Raw genomic sequence first — 16,900 nt, forward strand, 5'->3', positions numbered from 1 at the left:
CGACGGCGCTGCGCCGAACGGTCGCCCCGCAGCGCGTGCACGGACCACCGGCTTTTCCGTACACTCCGAGGCTGCGGTCGAAGTATCCGGATTCGCCGTTGACATTGACATACAGCGAATCAAAGCTCGTTCCACCGGCTTCAATGGCCCGGGCCATGACTTCCCGAGCGGCGCGCAGAGTGTTTTCGATCCTGCTGATGCGCAGCCGGTCGGTGCGGGCGGCGGGGTGGACTCTCGCGGCGAAAAGCGCCTCGTCAGCGTAGATATTGCCGATTCCCGACACCAGACTCTGATCCAGCAGAGCCGCCTTGACAGCAACGCGCCGCCCTTTGAGCGTGCGGGCAAGGGCGGCCGCGTCGAAGCCCTCTTCAAAAGGATCCGGTGCAATCCGGGCCGCGGATGCTGCGACCAGACGCGGCGAACCAATCCCTGTCACAAGCGGTTCCAGGCCAATATGGCCGAAGATCCGCTGATCGACAAAGCGCATCTGCCACTGGGTCCCATCGGCTGAGCGCATGTCGAACACGGCGCGCGTGTGCCGGTGCATGGCTTCTGCGGCGGTGTGGATCCTCACCTGCCCTGACATGCCGAGGTGGAGGGCCACTGCCCAGCCGGACGGCACCTCGGCTGCGGAGTCGGGAAAGACGGTGCCTGCTGCCAGGGGCAGCCACATGAACTTGCCTCGGCGGCACGCCCCTTCGACAAGAGCTCCGGGCACAGCCGCAGTCAGCCTGTCAACGGCGGCGGGCTCGACAGTGCGCTGCGATGTTGTGCCCAGAATCCGCGGGTCGAGCACCCGCACCGCTTCTATCCGCGAACCGACCGCCCACGGTTCAAGCCCGGCACGGACGTGCTCGACCTCGGGCAGCTCCGGCATCAGGCGCGGGACCAGTCGGGGTGTTTGGCCCGAATCGCCTTGACAGCGGCTTCTGCTGCAGCGAGTTCGGCATTCTTCTTCGACGTGCCCTCACCGCTGCCCCACGTGGCTGTGCCCAGGCGGGCGTGCGCTGTGAAGACACGCGCGTGGTCGGGGCCCTCAGAGGTGATGTCGTAGGCAACAACCCCAAGGTTCAAGTCTGCGGCAGCTTCCTGCAGGGTGGTTTTGTAGTCCATGCCGGCGCCGAGGTTGACGGCGTCGTCGAGCATGGGGTCGACAAACCTGTGCACGAGGTCTTCCGCCGTCTGCCGGCCCTGGCTGATGTAGCAGGCGCCGATGATCGCTTCGACCGTGTCAGCGAGGATCGAGTCTTTGTTGCGTCCGCCGGTGAGCTCTTCCCCTTTGCCCAGCAGCAGATAGTCGCCTATCCGGTACTGGCGGGCCACGGCTGCCAGGGCGCGGGTGTTGACGACGGCGGAGCGCATTTTCGCCAAGCGCCCTTCGGCCATTGCCGGGTTGTTGTGGAAGAGCCATTCAGTGGCCACCAGCTGCAGCACGGAGTCGCCCAGGAACTCCAAACGCTCATTGGTGGGGATGCCGCCGTTTTCAAAGGCGTAGGAACGGTGTGTGAGTGAAAGACGAAGCGTCTCGAGATCAATGTCGATCCCGAGACGCTCGTTGAGTTCACGCAGATTCTGCGCTTGAGTCATAGTGTCAGGCGTCAGCGACCTTACGTCCCTTGTATTCAAGGAACAGAGGGTTGCCGTTGGAGTCTTCCACCAGCTTTGCGTGGTGGGGGCGCGAGTACACAACGCGACCGTTCTCCACAGTCTTGACCAGGCCGGGGACCTGAGCCTTCCACTGCGAACGACGGTGGCGGGTGTTGCTGCGCGACATCTTACGCTTCGGAACAGCCACGTCTAGCTCTCTTTCTTCTCTAACTGATGTTTCAGTGCCGCGAGGCGATCGTTGACCGATCCCGCTTCTTCGTCTTCGGGGAATTCGCCGACGGTGTACGTGAATTCACCATCGTCGTCGGAGTTCACCGGGTTGAGCGGAAGCGCCATCACGACTGCATCGCGGATGAGCGGTTCGAGGTTGATCTTATCGCGTTCAACGGCGTAGGAGTCTTCATCTTCTCCAAGTTCGTAGACGAAAAGCTCCTGGACGTCGACCGACAGCGGCAGTTCGAGATCCTCGAGCGTCCGCGCGTCCTGGCCTTTGGCCAGGGCTTCGAAAGTTCCCGAGGCGTAGATGCCGTCGACAACGCTTTCCAGCCGCAGACTGACCCTGAGCGGATCCCCTTCCGGGACGCCGATCATTTCGTTCCGCAGATCCTCAGGGGCGGCAACGGTCTCTTCGACGTCCGTCCACGCGCCGGGCTTGTCGGCAATGCCGAGCTTCCGCAGGTCGAGCTGCAGATCTTTGCGTTCCACGGCTCTTCCCCTTTCGCGTTTCCCAAGTGTCGATCACCGTCGAAATCAGTGCGCCCCTGATGACACACAGCGCTCTATCATAGTCCAGTCCGCCACGGCCGGGCAAATCACCTGCGCACTGTGCAGATAGAGCCCTTTGCACACTGTTCTGTGCTCTGTCGCCGCGGCATCGGAGTGGCTGCCGGCTTCTGCCCGTAGAATCATTCTGACCCGCATTTCAACAGTGAGGACCCTCCTATGGCCGGTGGTCTTGCCGCCCTTCTTGACGATGTTGTCGCACTCTCGCGCGCAGCCGCCGCATCCATCGACGACATCGGTGCTGCCGCCGGGCGCGCTTCGGCCAAGGCCGCCGGCGTTGTCGTCGACGACGCCGCTGTGACTCCGCGCTATGTCGACGGCTTTTCACCGGCCCGCGAACTTCCCGTGGTGTGGAAGATCGCCCGCGGGTCGATTATCAACAAACTGGTGTTCATCCTGCCTGCGATTATGCTGCTCAGCCAGTTTGTCCCCTGGGTGCTCACCCCTCTGCTCATGATCGGCGGGCTCTATCTGAGCTATGAGGGTGCCGAGAAGCTGTGGGAGCTCGCGCTGGGCCGTTCGCAGGCGAAGGAAGCCCCTGCGGTCGAACGCGGTCCCGAACAGGAAAAGCAGATTGTCCGCGGCGCTGTGCGCACCGACTTCATCCTGTCGGCCGAAATCATGGTCATCGCGCTGTCCACGGTTGACCACATGGGCTTTTGGACCCGGCTTATCTCACTCGTTGCAGTCGCGCTGTTCATCACCGCTTTGGTCTACGGGGTCGTCGCCGTCATTGTGAAGATGGACGACATCGGCCTGCACCTGGCGCAGAAGCCGACAACCGAAAAGCTGGGACTCGGCATTGTGAAGGCCATGCCGATTGTCATGAAGACCCTGTCGATTGTCGGCGTCATCGCCATGCTGTGGGTGGGCGGACACATTCTGCTGGTCGGCATGCACGATCTGGGCTTCAGTCCCCTCTATGACTTCGTCCACGCCTGTGAAACAGCTGTCGCCTCTGCGACCGGAGCATTCGGGGCCGCCCTGGGCTGGCTGGTCAACACGTTCTTTTCGGCAGTTTTGGGTGCAGCAGCCGGCACGGTCGCCTTTTGGGCTCTCTACCCCGTGCTCCACAGAAAGGGCGAGGTGAATGCCGACGAAGACGACGCTGGGGCAGCCGGGCACGACTCTGCGGGGCGGACACAGTGAAAGCGCTGCTCATAGGCATGGGCACCATCGCCAACGACATTCGGAGTCTGCTTGAGAACCGCCCCGTTGAGCTGTGCGGAGCCGTCGTCCACCGTGACACCGACCGTGAGGCCGATATCCCGATCTTCAGCCAGGAGCGCCTGGAAGAGGCTGCCGAAGGAGCCGATGTCATCGTTGAGTGCGCTGGTGGTGCCGCGGTGCGCGCCTACGCCCAGCGGATAGCCGCGATCGGCAAGCCCTTCGTGCTGACCAGTGTCGGGGCCCTCGCCCACCAGCCGACTGCCCAGGTGCTGCTGGACATGCCTGACCTGGTGGTCACCAACGGCGCGATCGGCGGTTTCGACGTGCTGCGCTCGGCTGCTCTGCTCGGTTTTGACCGTGTGTCCATCACCACCACGAAAAAAGCGCCGACCCTCATACAGGACTGGATGAGCGAAGATGAGCGCACTCGGCTGGAGCAGCTGCCGGAAGGGCAGACTGCGCGCGTGTTTGACGGCGACCCGGCAGAGGCGATTGAGAAGTTCCCCTCGAACCTCAACGTGGCAACAGCGCTGGCATGGGCAACCGCCGAAAGAGATCTCTCCGACGGCCGTATTTCGCCCGAGTCCCTGCGGGCCTCGCTGGCCAGGGTGCGCGTTGAGCTGATCGGGAATGGATCGGATGATCCCACCTGCCACGACATCGAAGCGGCAGGACCCGCGGGTGACTTCACCTTCCGCATCTCCAGTGCGCCCTCACCGCACAACCCGTCGACGAGTGCACTCACTGCCATCTCGATCGTGGGCGACCTTCTGGACCTGGCAGGCAGATGAGCTTAACGGTCAGACGCCTGGGCTGATTGCGGGCGCGGTGCCCGCATTGTGAGTCCTGCCGCCAGCACCAGCACCGAACCGGACAGGAAGAAGATCGCACCGACCCCGGCCAAGGATGCCACGGCAGATGCCGCAACCGGCATGACCACCTGTGACAGCCGATTGCCCGCCAGGCGAATCGCCATGACAGCCGCCCGGTTGCCAGATGCCGCGAGCATCGACACCCACGTCATCGTCAGCGGCTGAGTCAGCCCGAAGGCGAAACCCGACACCACCATAATGAACACCAAAAACGGCACCCACACCCACAGCGGTATGGCAAAAACCGTGATCCCGGCAGCCAACGACGACAACCACAGCAGCAGCATCGAATCGAACCGAGCCGTCAGAGAACCCATAACAGCACGCGACACAATCGTGGCTATCGTGCGCACCGTGATGAGAGCGGTGACCACGACAACAGACAGGCCGTGTTCCTCTCCGATGACCGGCAGATAGGCGCTCATCAGATCAATGGCGGCCAGGGTGGCCATGGAGGCGAAAATTGCGGACTTCATGCCCGGAGTGCCCAGAAGCGTCAGCGGCGGAACCGCGGCAGCTTTCGCCTGGGCCTTGGCAACCCGCTCGGCGGCGGGACGGCGCATGACAACAAGCACACAGGGGAACGCAAGAATCGCGAGCGCACACATCGCCCACAGCCCCGCCTCGGCATTTGGGCCGTCACCGCTGCTCGCCCAGGCAGCGACAGCCCCCGCAAGCGGCATGCCGAGCGTCTGCCCAATCGACACACCCAGCGTGAGAGTGCCGAAACGAGAATTGAGCTCTCTCGGACCAAAGGAAGCCGGAATGAACGCCTGCGACGACACCGTCATGAGCAGCTGTCCCAACCCCAGAAGCATCGAGAACAGCAGGAGAGCCGGTATCCCCGAACACAGTGCGGCACCAGCCAAAGCTGCAGTACAGGCAGCCGTACCCACCCAGAGGACAGGCACGTACAGGCCGCGGTCCACAAGCCTGCCGACCGCAAGTGCCGCAAACAGCGGAACGAACGAATAGGCCGTGACCATCAGACCGACGGCAAAAGCATCCCCGCCCTCAGCCAGGGTCTTATACGACACCATGACCTTTGCAGCATTGAACGTGCCGTGCAGAAGGACCGTGTGGAGAACGAGCCCGAAAAACCAGCCTGGGCGCACGGTCTACTGGTTCTTCACCGCGTCAAGTGCTGTGAGAACAGGGCTGGGCACCATAGATGAAACATCTCCGCCAAGCGCGTGCACTTCCCGAATGAGCGACGACGACACGTGCTCCAAACGCGGCGAGCCGGGCAGAAAAATGGTCTCGATATCCCCGATCTCGCTGTTCATCCGCGCCATCGGGAGCTCATAGGCATAGTCGGTGCCGCCTCGTATGCCCTTGACCACACCAACCGCACCCACCTCCCGGCAGTAGTCCACCAGCAGACCACCGGGCACATCGTCGATTGTGAGATTGTCAGGCCCGCCGGCTTCGGCGAGAGATTCGCGGATCAGCCGGACCCGCTCGGCAACGGGAAAGGTGCCGGTCTTGTTCGGATTGTGCACAACGGCTAGCACAACCTCGTCAAAAAGCTTTGCCGCACGCAGCGCCACATCTATGTGTCCCAGGGTGATCGGGTCGTAGGAGCCCGGGCAGACGACCTTCATTCTCCGCTCCTCTCAACAAGCCACAGCGCGGTTTCGCCGTGAAGAGACTTCGCGTACACGCTAAGACTATGCGGCAGCCGGGGCCGAGGCGAACGTGCGCTTCGCTCTATGACAAGAAGCGAAGCATCGTCTTTCAGCAGCAGCGCGGCAGTTTCGAGCAGCTGGGCAAGCTCGAACTCCCCCAGCGGATAGGGCGGGTCGGCGAAGATGAGATCAAAGCGCTCGTCTGAACCCGCAAGGGCTTCGACGGCCGGCTGGACGGCGCGCACCTGCACGGAACAGCTGTCGTCGAGATCGAGGGCTCGAATGTTCTTCTTCACGACCTGGGCTGTCTTGCCGGCGCGCTCAACAAAGACTGCGCGGGCCGCACCTCGGGAGATTGCTTCGAGGCCCAGGGCTCCGGAACCGGCGAACAGGTCAAGGACGTTTGAGTCGGTGAGCATTCCCAGGGAGTCCAGGCGGGCGAAAAGGGATTCGCGCACCCGGTCAGATGTGGGCCGGGTATCAGACCCAGGAGGGGTGTCGATCCTTCGACCGCCCAGCTGACCTGCGATGATGCGGGTCATGACACCTCCATGAGGTCATCGCCCACAAGGCCGTCAACATAGGCCCGCAGTTCGGGTGTTCCGTCCGGGTGAGCATCCATATAGGCGTGTGCCGCAGTGCGAGCCGCCGCGACAATACCCTCGTCGCGCAGAACCCGCAGATAGCGCAGCGAACTGCGCGAACCCCACTGCCCACGGCCCAGAACATCGCCTTCACGGCGATTGTCGACATCGTGTTCGGCAATCCGGAACCCGTCCAAGGTGCTGGCGACCGTGGTCAGCCGTCCCACCGCCTCGTCCTCCGTGGTGCGCGAGGTCACGAGGAAGCAGATCGCCTGTTCGCCGTCACGGCCGATCCGCCCTCGCAGCTGGTGCAGTGTGGCCAAGCCGAAGCAGTCAGCGTCGAGGATGACCATGGCGCGCGCTCGGTGGACGTCCACCCCGACCTCGATGACGGTCGTGGAGACGAGAACGTCGATGTCGCCTGCCGTGAATTCCGCCATGACGGCGTCTTTGTCTTCCTGCGACATCTGTCCGTGCAGTGCCTCAACCCGGCGGCCGGCCAGCCGGGGAACAGAGTTGATTGCGGCGAGCGCAGAGTCGATGCCGAACAGCTCTGGATCGTCCTCAATCCGACTGACGACGACGTAGGCCTGCAGCCCCGCCTCGACGTGTTCGGCCACGACCTCCCACACGCGATCCATCCAGTGCGGGTGGGTGCCGAGAGCGACAACGTGGGTGGCGATCTTTTTCGGCCCGCCCGGCATGTCCGTCAGAGTGGACACGTCGAGGTCACCGAAGACCGTCATGGCTACCGTCCGCGGGATCGGAGTTGCGGTCATGACGAGAGCGTGCGGGATGACTCCCCCGGCTTTTGTGCGCAGGGCTTCGCGCTGGTTGACGCCGAAGCGGTGCTGTTCGTCGATCACGACCAGGCCGAGGGCCGCAAAGATCGTCGTTTCCGACAGCAGCGCGTGGGTGCCGACGATGATGTCGATCTGCCCGCTGGCCAAATCCAGCAGGGTGGTGCGCCGCTGAGCCTGCGGTGTCGAACCTGTCAGCAGCGCAATCCGCACCCCTTCGGCACGCGAGAAAAGGGTGTCATCGGTGCGCAGCTGACCGAGCATGCGGGAGAAGCTCTCAAAGTGCTGTGCCGCGAGAACTTCCGTGGGAGCCATAATCGCCGCCTGCCGACCGGAGTCAACCGCCTGCAGCATTGCCCGCATTGCCACGAGAGTCTTACCCGAACCGACGTCACCGTGCAGAAGCCGGTTCATGGGCGAATCCGAATCGAGATCGCGCGAGATCTCCGTGCCCGCCCGCCGCTGCGATTTGGTCAGCGACCACGGCAGGGACTCATCGAAAGCGGCCAGCAGCCCGTCGACCTTGCCGGGCAGGCGAACGGACTGTTCGGCCTTAGCCCGCTGCCGCCGACCGTAGAGTTCCGCCTGCAGGGCAAAGGCCTCTTCGAAGCGGAAGCGCGCCATGGCTTCTTTCACATCGGACTCGCTGCCGGGGCGGTGAATCATGGTGAGGGCCTGGCGAAGACCGGGCAGGCCGTGGTCGACGAGCACTTCTGCGGGGACGGGGTCTGCGAAGTCTTCTGGGCCGAGGGCATCGAGGACGGTGCGGATGGTTTTGGCCAGCCGATCGGATGCGAACTGTTTGCTTGACCGGTAGATGGGGATGGGATTTTCGATGTCGCCGCGGTCGATGTAGTCCTCGTGTCCCAGCCAGCGGGGATTCTGAATCTGCAGGGAGTTTCGGTAGACCTTGATGTCGCCGGTCAGGACCATGCGGGTGCCGGTCTTGAGCTGTTCTGCGAGGTATTTCTGGTTGAAGAAGGTCGCAGTGATCTTGGCGTGTTCGTCTGCCAGTGTCACTTCGGTGATGGTGCCGCGCCGGTTGCGCATGGGCCTGGTGTTCACCGATTGGATGGTGGCGTAGACGATTGCTGTCTGCCCAGCCTCCAGTCGACTGATTTCGGTGACGGTGCCGGGGTGGATGTAGGTGCGCGGGAAGTACCGCAGCAGTTCGCCGACCGTGCTGACGCCCAGCTTGGCGAGCGCTTTTTCATCACGGCTGCTGACGAAGTCTGTCAGTGTTGTCATTCCACACCCACATCAGCGCAGACCCCGCTGAGGTCAGAATCGAAGATTTCGGCTTCCGCCTGCGGGTAGGTGCTGCGGACGGCGGCTTCTATCGCCCCCCGCATGTGCGGAGCTGCCTGCTGGCCGTAGCTGATGGTGATGAGTTCGGGGTCACCTTCTGGGGCCAGACGCGCAATGGCCTCGACGATGGCAGCTTCCGGAGTGTGTTCAATGAAGAGGATGCGGCCCTCGGACAGGACCAGCACATCGGTTTTCGAATACACCAGCGGGCCGGCTGCGGACTGTCCGGCAAAGCACAGCCTGCGGATGTCGATTCCAGCCGCATCGGCCATGTCGTCTGCGACTTCGGCGGCGTCTGCGTTCGGGTCGAATACCGCCAGTGCGCTGACCATCGAAATGGGACTGCCGGTGGTGATCGCGTGAACCCCGTCAGCGGCTGCGGCGTTGATGGCGGCTTGCCCTTCGGGGCTGTCGGCAACGAGCACCGTCGTGTTGCCGTCGGAGACAACGTCAAGCAGGGTGTGCGCCTGTCGGCCGCGGTCCAGCAGGACGGCGACCGCCCCTGTCAGCGCGGCCCGCAGCATGAGCGGCGCTGTGGAAACCGCAGCCGCTGCGCGCAGCGGCCCGTGGTCTGCTCCGTTCACCAGATCTTCGGCCCGCAGCTGCGCCAGCCCGTACTGTTCAACCTCGCGCAGAACGCGCAGCGCGTGGTCTTCATTCTTCACGTGCACGTGCACCATGGGCCACGAAATGACAACCGAGCGGGCATCAGCCTTCGCGAGAATGCGCTTGAGAGGGCGTGTTCGATCCTTGCTGTCGCTGAGTGTGAACACGAGTTCCAAAGTGTCGGCCCCAGCGGCAGCCTGCCCCGCGGCACCGGCCCCTCGGGCACTGGCAGCACCGTCCTCGTGCGGCCTGCACCCCAGCTCTCCGCTGGTGACTTTCGGCGGGACTGCCGTCAGATTCGCGGTGGGACTGGCGGCTTCGCCGACCGCTCCCCCGGTGACGGTGAGGTACAGCAGGTCGAAGATCTCAACAATTCCGGTGGCGCCGGCGTCGACGACCTGCGCCTGACCGAGCACGTCCAGCTGCCCCGTTGTGTCCCGCAGCGCGGCAATCGAGCAGGCCCGCACCGCCTCAATCTGCTCAACCAGTCCCGCACCCCTATCAGCCTGTGCGCGGGCGGTTTCAGCCATTGCGTGCAGCACCGTCAGCATTGTGCCGTGGGTCGGTTCGGCAATCGCATCCTGTGCCCGCTGTGCGGCCAGTTCAATTGCCGAGGCAAAGCGATCGGGCGTGAGACTGCCGTCGGCAAGCTGCGCCTGACCGAGCTCGTCGGCCACTCCCCGCAGGGCCACAGCCAGGATGAGACCCGAATTGCCCCGGGCACCGCGCAGCGCACCGGCGGCCATCGCCTCGACCACTTGGGGAAGAGTCGCCGACCCGTCGAGGGCTTCAACTGCACTGTAAGCGGATTTCACGGTCGCGTACATGTTCGAACCCGTGTCACCGTCAGCCACCGGGAACACGTTGATGGAGTCAATGCTGTTGCGCTGGCGGCGCATCCGATCCACTGCCTGCCGCGCCCAGCGGGCAGCCAGCAGTCCGCCCAAGCGCATGCTGTTGTCGTTTGCCATGTCCGTTTCCGCCAAGCCGTGTCAGAAGTGTCGATAGGCGCTGTCAGCTGCCGAGCGGGTGCCCACGAGGACATCCGGCTGGCCTTCTTCGCACGCGCCGATTCGCGTCCACCCTACCGGAGCGGAGTCGGCTGGGCCGCAGGCGAGGAAACCATGGTCTTCCCCACCGCCGAGCACCCATTCGCGGGCGACTTCCGGGGTGCCCAGGTGCTGTGCTGCCGGCAGCAGCGGCTCAGCAAGTCGCTCAACAGCGGCTTCATCCAAGCGGATGCGCACACCGGAGGCTCGGGCAACGCGGCCCAAGTCGCCGACCAAACCATCCGAGGCGTCGATCCCGGCTGCCGCCCACCTCGCCAGGTCCCGCACCGCCGCATAATCAGGGCGAGGCGCCAACTGCACCTCGATAAACGGGTCGAGCCGGGGGTCATCTCCCAGCCGCACTCCGGCAAAGAGCAGAGCGAGTCCCGCAGCCGCCCAGCCGACGGTTCCGGCAAGGAACACATCGTGGCCGGGCTCGGCCGCAATCCGTGTGACCGGGGTCAGGCCCCGGTCGAGAAAACCCAGTGCCGTCACAGTCGAGGTGAGACAAGCCGAAGACGACAGGTCTCCCCCGATTACAGAAGCTCCGCCTCGTGCGGCTTCGTCAGCCAACCCCTGCGCCAACAGGCGGACCGTGCTGACGGGGGTGTCATCTGGGGCTGCCAGAGCCAGCAGCAGACCGTGCGGCTGCGCACCCATGGAGCAGATGTCGGCGAGGTTCTGTGCGGCGGCTTTCACGCCCAGTCTGTAGGGGTCGAACCATTCGGGCAGGAAGTCAGCACCCTCGGTGAGGATGTCGACGCTGGACACCAGATTTCCTTGCGCCCGGGACACGGCGGCGTCGTCGCCGGGGCCGACGATCAGCCCGGAGACAGGTTCCGACGCCTGCCCCAGAACCGAGAAGATCTGGTCGAGAACCCCGTCTTCGCCGACATCGCTCAGGTTCAGATCTGCAGGGTCGGGACTGCATTGGGACGCGGAGCCAGAGCTCGCGACGTTGGCTGTGCCGTCGCTGGTCTCGGGTTCGGCGGACCCCGGATGGTTCGGCTTGCTGGACATGGGCCTCAGCCTAGTGCGAAACGGCGGGCGATACCCTTAATGACATGGTTTTGAGGAAGCTCTCCGCCGCAGCCATCGGCCTTTCGACGGTTGTCGGGCTGTCGGCGTGTGCGCCGGTTGTCGTCGTCGAACCGCAGCCGCACGCAACTGACCCGGCCTGTGCCGACGTCATGCTGCGGCTGCCGGAGGTCATCGGCGAACACGAGAAGCGCCGCGCGTCTTCCCAGGCCACAGCCGCGTGGGGTGACCCAAGCGCCGTTGTTCTGCGCTGCGGCGGGGAAATGCCCGCCCCGTCGACCGACCACTGTGTGCGCACTGACGACGTCGATTGGGTCTCCCGCGAAGGCGAAGGAGACACGTGGACTTTTGAATCCTACGGCCGCAGCCCCTCCGTTGAGATCACGCTCGACACCACGCAGGCTGCCGGCGCTGAGGCTTTGTCGGCTCTGTCAGCTGCCGTCAAGCAGATCGAAGCGCAGCGCGAATGTGTTGGAGCCGAGGACGTAGGCGGCAAAGCCGAAGGCTGAGGCTCTTTGCCCAGCCCACCGCGCCCAAATCTGCTGGTCAGGGGAAACATTGAGGCGAAATCGCACGGATCGCCTCGTTGTGTTGTCTAATCAGCAGAATTCAGTTTGGCGGGCGCGGCCCACTCCCCCGGCCCAGCTTTCACCGCCGGTCGACGTCGACGAGCGCGATCTCGATAAGCCGTGAAATGAGTTCGGAGTAGCTCACCCCGGACTTGCCCATCATGTGCGGATATCCCGATGTCGGGGTGAAGCCCGGCGACGTGTTGATCTCATTGACAAGCACGGTCCCGTCGGCTTGCACAAATGTGTCGACCCTGGTCAGTCCGGAGCACTCAAAAGCGCGGAACGTGGCTTCTGCGATGTCCTGCACCGTACGAGCGGCGTCATCAGGAATGTCTGCGGGAGCCTCCAGGCGGACATCGTCCGCGGAAAGGTACTTGGCCTCGAAGTCGTAGAATTCGTGGTCCCCGGAGATGACGATCTCACCCGGCACGGACGCGGTGAGTTCGTCGTCCCAGTGGGAGCCCAGAACCGCGCACTCGATTTCACGGCCGTCAATGCCGGGTTCGACAATGACCTTGTGATCGTGTTCGAGGCCCTCTTCCATAGCCGCGTCGAGGTCTTCGGCGGACCCGACTTTGCTGATCCCGACAGAGGATCCGGCCCGAGCCGGTTTGACGAAGACCGGCAGCCCCAGCTCAGCTATCCGCGCCCGCACCCCGGCGGGGTCATCTGCCCACTGTTTCGCGGTCACGGTCTGCCACTCAGCCGTGGGAATCCCAGCCGAACGCAGCACGGTCTTCATGAAGTGCTTGTCCATGCCCGCGGCCGAGGTGAGCACACCGGGTCCGACAAAGGGAACGCCTTTGAGCTCCAGCAGTCCCTGCAGCGTGCCGTCTTCGCCGAACTGACCGTGCAGCACGGGGAAGAAGACATCGATCTCACCAAGATCTCGAACAGCGCCGTCGGCGGTGCGCTCAAGCAGCGAAGCACCCTGCGTGGACGGCGACACGAAGACAGCCGAACCGTTCTCTTCGACTTCTGGCATTGCGCCGTCGGCAAAGCTGAAGGCGGTCGGGTCTTCGACCGTGACCCAGGTGCCGTTCTTGGTGATGCCGATGGGCACGGGACGGTACCTGTCCGGGTCAAGGGCGCCGATGACGCCGGCTGCGCTGACGCAGCTGACCGAGTGTTCACTGGAACGACCGCCGAAGAGAACGGCGACGGTGGTGCGCGGGGTGCTCATAGGGGCTCTCAGAGTTCGTAGTGCGTTTCGATCCAGGCGCGCCCGATCGACTTGAAGAAGATGTTGAAGCCGACGAAGGCCGGTGTCGCGTTTTCGTCAACGCCCAGCGGCTCCGACAGAGCGTGGACGATGAAGAAATACCGGTGAGGACCGTGGCCTTCCGGCGGTGCGGCCCCGACAAAGCGGCGGTCACCGGCGTCGTTGCGGACCGTGACTGCACCCTCTGGCATAAGCCCCGCCTCGGGATTTCCGGCATCGGCCGGAAGCGAGGTGACGGTTCCGGGAATATCGGCGACAGTCCAGTGCCAAAAGCCGGATCCGGTGGGTGCATCCGGGTCGTAGCAGGTGACGGCAAAGGCCTTGGTCTCTTCGGGGAAGCCGCTCCACGAAAGCTGTGGAGATACGTCTTCGCCGCCGTCAACGCCCATGAGCCCGGAGGCCTGAGCCTGCGGAAGGCGCTGCCCTTCGGCTACATCGGTGCTGGTCAGTTCGAAACGCGGTACGTCGTTGAGCCTGGCAAAAGGTGAGTTCGGCATTGTTCCTCCTCTGTTGGGCTTGCGCGGCCAGCCTATCCGCCCGGCCTTCAGATGCTCTGTGATTCGTCTTTGCGCTTGCGGGCAAGGAGCAGGCCTGCGACATCGTCAACGTGCAGGCGCCCGTCGATGACTGCGGACACAGCCTGTGTGATGGGCAGGTCGACGTTGTGTGCTGCGCCGAGTCCCAGCACCGCGGGGGCTGATTTGACGCCTTCGGCGGTCTGCTTGGTCTTTTCTGCGGCTTCTTCGACACTGAGGCCTTCGCCCATCAGACGGCCGAAAGAGCGGTTGCGCGACAGGGGTGAGGCACACGTGGCAACGAGGTCGCCCATTCCGGCAAGACCGGCCAGAGTGTGCGCCTGTGCTCCCATCACCAGACCCAGACGGGTGATTTCCGCCAGGCCGCGGGTGATGATCGATGCCTTCGAATTGTCGCCGAGCCCCTGACCGTCGGCAACGCCGACTGCCAGCGCGATGATGTTCTTCACGGCGCCGCCGAATTCGACTCCGACAACATCGGAGTTCGTGTACGGGCGGAAGTAGGAGTTTGCGCTGCGCCGGGCGATTTCCTCGGCGTTTTCAGGGCAGGAGCACGCAACAACCGTCGCGGTCGGCTGATGTTCGGCGATTTCACGGGCCAGGTTGGGTCCAGACACCACGGCGATCTGCTTGTCGTCAAAGCCGGTGACTTCTGCGATGACCTGGCTCATGCGCAGGCCGGTGTCCAGTTCGATGCCCTTCATGAGGCTGACGATGATCGCGCTGGGCCGAATGTGGTCTTTCCACTGCTGAAGGTTCTCCCGCAGCGACTGTGCAGGAACGGCGAGCACAACGACTTCGGCATCGCGCAGCGCTTCCACGGGGTCGCTGGTGGCACTGACCCGATCGTTGAAGCGAATGCCCGGCAGGTACTTGGAGTTCGTGTGCTCTTCCCGCAATTCGCGGGCAGCCTCTTCCGAACGCGCCCAGACAGTCACGGGGAACCCCGCGTCGGCAATCACACCGGCATAGGTTGTTCCCCACGATCCGGCGCCCATGACGGCTGTTGTCACGCTTTCCTCCATTCAAGTGCAGTGCGGAACCGATCGGGCACTGCCTCTCCGCGCAGATCGGCCAGCTGAGAGGCGATGCGAGCGGTGATGTGCTCGGTCAGCGACACGACGTTGTCCTGAGTGTCAGGGACGCCTTCGGTGACGATCGGCTCGGAGAAGTCTACGGTCATCACGCGGCCTGGTCCAAGCTTCGGGCGCAGAGATTTGCCCGGCAGCGCATCCTGCACACCCCAGTGGGCAGCGGTGATGATCGGCGTACCCGTCTGCAGGGCCAGCCTCGCGGTGCCGGACTTCGACGGTCCGGGCCACATGTCGGGGTCCTTTGTGTGGGTGCCCTCGGGATAGATGGTGACGGTTTGGCCAGAGGCGAGAGCGGCTTTTGCATACGCCAGGGAGTCCCCGGCCTCGCGGGATCCACGGACCACGGGGATCTGGCCCAGAGTGCGGGTCAGCAGTCCCACGGGGAACGTGAACAGGGTGTGTTTGGCCATAAAACGCGGCAGCCTGCCCTGGTTGTATATGGCCACGCCCACGACCAGCGGGTCAAGGTTCGACTGGTGGTAGGAGGCGATAATGAGCGGACCGTCCTGCGGGATGTTTTCGGCACCGCGGACGGCGATCTTTCCCAGGGGGCGGAGAGCTCCGCGCACCACAGGAGCGAGGAGTGACGCCCGCCGGTGCTGGCGCTGGGTCGACTTCGGGTCGTAGGAGACTTCGAAGCCGAGGCTTCCGCTCGGTTCACCCCGGCTGCTTTGGTCTTTGCTCACGACAGGCTCACCTGGGCCCCCAGGCCGCCGAGCTTGGCGATGAAGTCTTCGTAGCCGCGATTGATGATCTCGATTCCGGACACTTCTGACCGGCCCTCGGCGGCAAGCGCGGCAATGATGTGGGAGAACCCTCCGCGCAGATCGGGCACGTCGATGTTTGCGCTCTTAAGCGGTGTGGGCCCGTAGATCACAGCGGAGTGGCGGAAGTTGCGCTGTCCGAAGCGGCAGGGTGTGCCGCCGAGGCATTCGCGGTAGAGCTGGATCTGCGCGCCCATTTTGACAAGCGCACCCGTGAATCCCAGCCGGTTTTCGTACACGGTTTCGTGCAGGATCGACAGACCGGTGGCCTGTGTGAGTGCTACGACGAAGGGCTGCTGCCAGTCGGTCATGAAGCCCGGGTGGACCGCTGTTTCCAGTGCCAGCGACTGCAGGCGCCCGCCGGGGTGGGTGAACCGGATGCCGTTTTCCTTCACTGTGAACTGCCCGCCGGCTTTGCGGAAGGTGTTGAGGAAGGTCAGCATGCTGGGCTGGTCTGCGCCTTCGACGAAGATGTCGCCGCCGGTTGCCAGAGCCGCAGAAGCCCACGATGCCGCTTCGATCCTGTCCGGCAGCGCCCGGTGGGTGTAGCCGCTGAGTGAGTCGACTCCCTCGATCCGAATGACCCGGTCTGTGTCGACCGAGATGATGGCGCCCATTTTCTGCAGAATGGCCACCAGGTCGAGGATTTCGGGTTCGACAGCGGCGTTTTTGAGTTCGGTCAGGCCCTGGGCGCGCACCGCGGTGAGCAGCACCTGTTCTGTTGCGCCCACCGACGGATAGGGCAGTTCGACTTTGGTTCCGGCAAGTCGGGTGGGTGCGGTGAGGCTGATGCCGCCTGCGGTCTTTTCGATCTGCGCACCGAAAGAGCGCAGAACGTCGAGGTGGAAGTCAATGGGCCGGTCTCCGATTCGGCAGCCGCCGAGGTCGGGAATGAAGGCGCGTCCTAACCGGTGCAGCAGCGGACCGCAGAAGAGAATCGGGATGCGCGACGAGCCCGCGTGGGCGTCGATGTCTGCGACTGATCCCTGTTCGACGCGCGAGGGGTCCATGCGCAGTTCTCCGTCGGGGCGGTCACCGTCGGGATGCTGGGTGACGCTGACCCCGTGGAGTTCGAGAAGTCCGGTGACAATGTCGACGTCGCTGATTCGCGGCACCCCGCGCAGCGCCGATGGCGTGTCCGCCAGAAGACTGGCCACCATCGCCTTGGGCACCAGGTTCTTTGCGCCTCTGACGCGAACGGTGCCTGTGAGCGGATTGCCGCCGTTGACCTCGAGCATGTTCCTCCTGTACTTCTGCGTATCAGCC

At 64.0% G+C, this 16,900-nt stretch carries 18 protein-coding genes; 3 read left to right on the forward strand and 15 right to left on the reverse strand.

What is annotated here, in order from left to right; translation table 11 throughout:
* The 4 genes from mutM to HMPREF3162_RS08425 all read right to left on the reverse strand — a co-directional run.
* The coding region (gene mutM / locus HMPREF3162_RS08410) for a bifunctional DNA-formamidopyrimidine glycosylase/DNA-(apurinic or apyrimidinic site) lyase (protein WP_070573550.1) at positions 1 to 877 on the reverse strand (877 nt) is incomplete at its 3' end.
* On the reverse strand, positions 877 to 1,587 hold the full coding sequence (gene rnc, locus HMPREF3162_RS08415) for a ribonuclease III (RefSeq protein ID WP_070573553.1): 711 nt from the start codon (positions 1,585 to 1,587) through the stop codon (positions 877 to 879). The genes mutM and rnc, both read right to left, overlap by 1 nt.
* 4 nt (positions 1,588 to 1,591) lie before the next feature.
* Complete coding sequence (rpmF, locus tag HMPREF3162_RS08420; RefSeq protein ID WP_019174811.1) at positions 1,592 to 1,795, reverse strand: 50S ribosomal protein L32; 204 nt, start codon at positions 1,793 to 1,795, stop codon at positions 1,592 to 1,594.
* Between the two features lie 2 nt (positions 1,796 to 1,797).
* Positions 1,798 to 2,313: a YceD family protein gene (locus HMPREF3162_RS08425; protein WP_070777585.1), complete on the reverse strand. Its 516-nt coding sequence runs from the start codon at positions 2,311 to 2,313 to the stop codon at positions 1,798 to 1,800.
* 237 nt (positions 2,314 to 2,550) lie between these two features.
* Between HMPREF3162_RS08425 and HMPREF3162_RS08430 the strand changes: the two genes are divergently transcribed.
* Together HMPREF3162_RS08430 and HMPREF3162_RS08435 are read left to right on the forward strand one after the other, a co-directional pair.
* On the forward strand, positions 2,551 to 3,540 hold the full coding sequence (locus HMPREF3162_RS08430) for a DUF808 domain-containing protein (RefSeq protein ID WP_070777586.1): 990 nt from the start codon (positions 2,551 to 2,553) through the stop codon (positions 3,538 to 3,540).
* Entirely contained in the window at positions 3,537 to 4,352 is an 816-nt protein-coding gene (locus HMPREF3162_RS08435) for an aspartate dehydrogenase domain-containing protein (protein ID WP_141759570.1), read from the forward strand. The genes HMPREF3162_RS08430 and HMPREF3162_RS08435 overlap by 4 nt, the downstream gene beginning before the upstream one ends.
* A gap of 2 nt (positions 4,353 to 4,354) precedes the next feature.
* Here HMPREF3162_RS08435 and HMPREF3162_RS08440 read toward each other — a convergent pair whose 3' ends face one another.
* The 6 genes from HMPREF3162_RS08440 to thiL are packed head-to-tail and all read right to left on the reverse strand — an operon-like array spanning position 4,355 to position 11,428.
* Positions 4,355 to 5,548 (reverse strand): MFS transporter, encoded by a 1,194-nt coding sequence (locus HMPREF3162_RS08440; RefSeq protein WP_070777588.1) that lies wholly within the window; start codon positions 5,546 to 5,548, stop codon positions 4,355 to 4,357.
* Positions 5,549 to 5,551: 3 nt separating this feature from the next.
* The gene (gene coaD / locus HMPREF3162_RS08445) at positions 5,552 to 6,037 is read right to left on the reverse strand and encodes a pantetheine-phosphate adenylyltransferase (RefSeq protein WP_070573560.1); all 486 of its coding nucleotides are present in this window, start codon (positions 6,035 to 6,037) and stop codon (positions 5,552 to 5,554) included.
* Positions 6,034 to 6,603 (reverse strand): 16S rRNA (guanine(966)-N(2))-methyltransferase RsmD, encoded by a 570-nt coding sequence (gene rsmD, locus HMPREF3162_RS08450; protein ID WP_070777589.1) that lies wholly within the window; start codon positions 6,601 to 6,603, stop codon positions 6,034 to 6,036. Before rsmD ends, coaD begins: the two co-directional genes overlap by 4 nt.
* Positions 6,600 to 8,693 (reverse strand): ATP-dependent DNA helicase RecG, encoded by a 2,094-nt coding sequence (locus HMPREF3162_RS08455; RefSeq protein WP_070777590.1) that lies wholly within the window; start codon positions 8,691 to 8,693, stop codon positions 6,600 to 6,602. Before HMPREF3162_RS08455 ends, rsmD begins: the two co-directional genes overlap by 4 nt.
* On the reverse strand, positions 8,690 to 10,330 hold the full coding sequence (locus HMPREF3162_RS08460) for a DAK2 domain-containing protein (protein ID WP_070573565.1): 1,641 nt from the start codon (positions 10,328 to 10,330) through the stop codon (positions 8,690 to 8,692). The genes HMPREF3162_RS08455 and HMPREF3162_RS08460 overlap by 4 nt, the downstream gene beginning before the upstream one ends.
* Positions 10,331 to 10,351: 21 nt before the next feature.
* Positions 10,352 to 11,428: a thiamine-phosphate kinase gene (gene thiL, locus HMPREF3162_RS08465; RefSeq protein WP_083318961.1), complete on the reverse strand. Its 1,077-nt coding sequence runs from the start codon at positions 11,426 to 11,428 to the stop codon at positions 10,352 to 10,354.
* 44 nt (positions 11,429 to 11,472) lie between these two features.
* Between thiL and HMPREF3162_RS08470 the strand changes: the two genes are divergently transcribed.
* On the forward strand, positions 11,473 to 11,955 hold the full coding sequence (locus HMPREF3162_RS08470) for a DUF3515 family protein (RefSeq protein ID WP_070573567.1): 483 nt from the start codon (positions 11,473 to 11,475) through the stop codon (positions 11,953 to 11,955).
* Positions 11,956 to 12,094: 139 nt separating this feature from the next.
* Here the strand turns inward: HMPREF3162_RS08470 and HMPREF3162_RS08475 are convergent, their stop codons facing one another.
* From HMPREF3162_RS08475 to murA, 5 genes are read right to left on the reverse strand one after another with little or no spacing between them, the layout of a single operon-like run.
* Positions 12,095 to 13,201: a D-alanine--D-alanine ligase family protein gene (locus tag HMPREF3162_RS08475; RefSeq protein ID WP_070573569.1), complete on the reverse strand. Its 1,107-nt coding sequence runs from the start codon at positions 13,199 to 13,201 to the stop codon at positions 12,095 to 12,097.
* 8 nt (positions 13,202 to 13,209) lie between these two features.
* On the reverse strand, positions 13,210 to 13,737 hold the full coding sequence (locus HMPREF3162_RS08480) for a YbhB/YbcL family Raf kinase inhibitor-like protein (protein ID WP_070777592.1): 528 nt from the start codon (positions 13,735 to 13,737) through the stop codon (positions 13,210 to 13,212).
* Between the two features lie 47 nt (positions 13,738 to 13,784).
* Positions 13,785 to 14,789 (reverse strand): NAD(P)H-dependent glycerol-3-phosphate dehydrogenase, encoded by a 1,005-nt coding sequence (locus HMPREF3162_RS08485; protein ID WP_083304089.1) that lies wholly within the window; start codon positions 14,787 to 14,789, stop codon positions 13,785 to 13,787.
* Entirely contained in the window at positions 14,786 to 15,556 is a 771-nt protein-coding gene (locus HMPREF3162_RS08490; RefSeq protein ID WP_083318962.1) for a lysophospholipid acyltransferase family protein, read from the reverse strand. The genes HMPREF3162_RS08485 and HMPREF3162_RS08490 overlap by 4 nt, the downstream gene beginning before the upstream one ends.
* Positions 15,553 to 16,872, reverse strand: a complete 1,320-nt coding sequence (gene murA / locus HMPREF3162_RS08495; RefSeq protein ID WP_070573575.1) for a UDP-N-acetylglucosamine 1-carboxyvinyltransferase — start codon at positions 16,870 to 16,872, stop codon at positions 15,553 to 15,555. The genes HMPREF3162_RS08490 and murA overlap by 4 nt, the downstream gene beginning before the upstream one ends.
* Positions 16,873 to 16,900: the final 28 nt, after the last annotated feature.

Source organism: Brevibacterium sp. HMSC07C04, from assembly GCF_001815905.1.
GTDB lineage: Bacteria > Actinomycetota > Actinomycetes > Actinomycetales > Brevibacteriaceae > Brevibacterium.

Coding starts and splice junctions, on each gene's coding strand:
- rnc (WP_070573553.1), bottom strand. CDS start 1,587: ATGACTCAAGCGCAGAATCTGCGTGAACTCAACGAGCGTCTCGGGATC.
- HMPREF3162_RS08430 (WP_070777586.1), top strand. CDS start 2,551: ATGGCCGGTGGTCTTGCCGCCCTTCTTGACGATGTTGTCGCACTCTCG.
- coaD (WP_070573560.1), bottom strand. CDS start 6,037: ATGAAGGTCGTCTGCCCGGGCTCCTACGACCCGATCACCCTGGGACAC.
- rsmD (WP_070777589.1), bottom strand. CDS start 6,603: ATGACCCGCATCATCGCAGGTCAGCTGGGCGGTCGAAGGATCGACACC.
- HMPREF3162_RS08455 (WP_070777590.1), bottom strand. CDS start 8,693: ATGACAACACTGACAGACTTCGTCAGCAGCCGTGATGAAAAAGCGCTC.
- HMPREF3162_RS08460 (WP_070573565.1), bottom strand. CDS start 10,330: ATGGCAAACGACAACAGCATGCGCTTGGGCGGACTGCTGGCTGCCCGC.
- thiL (WP_083318961.1), bottom strand. CDS start 11,428: ATGTCCAGCAAGCCGAACCATCCGGGGTCCGCCGAACCCGAGACCAGC.
- HMPREF3162_RS08470 (WP_070573567.1), top strand. CDS start 11,473: ATGGTTTTGAGGAAGCTCTCCGCCGCAGCCATCGGCCTTTCGACGGTT.
- HMPREF3162_RS08475 (WP_070573569.1), bottom strand. CDS start 13,201: ATGAGCACCCCGCGCACCACCGTCGCCGTTCTCTTCGGCGGTCGTTCC.
- HMPREF3162_RS08480 (WP_070777592.1), bottom strand. CDS start 13,737: ATGCCGAACTCACCTTTTGCCAGGCTCAACGACGTACCGCGTTTCGAA.
- murA (WP_070573575.1), bottom strand. CDS start 16,872: ATGCTCGAGGTCAACGGCGGCAATCCGCTCACAGGCACCGTTCGCGTC.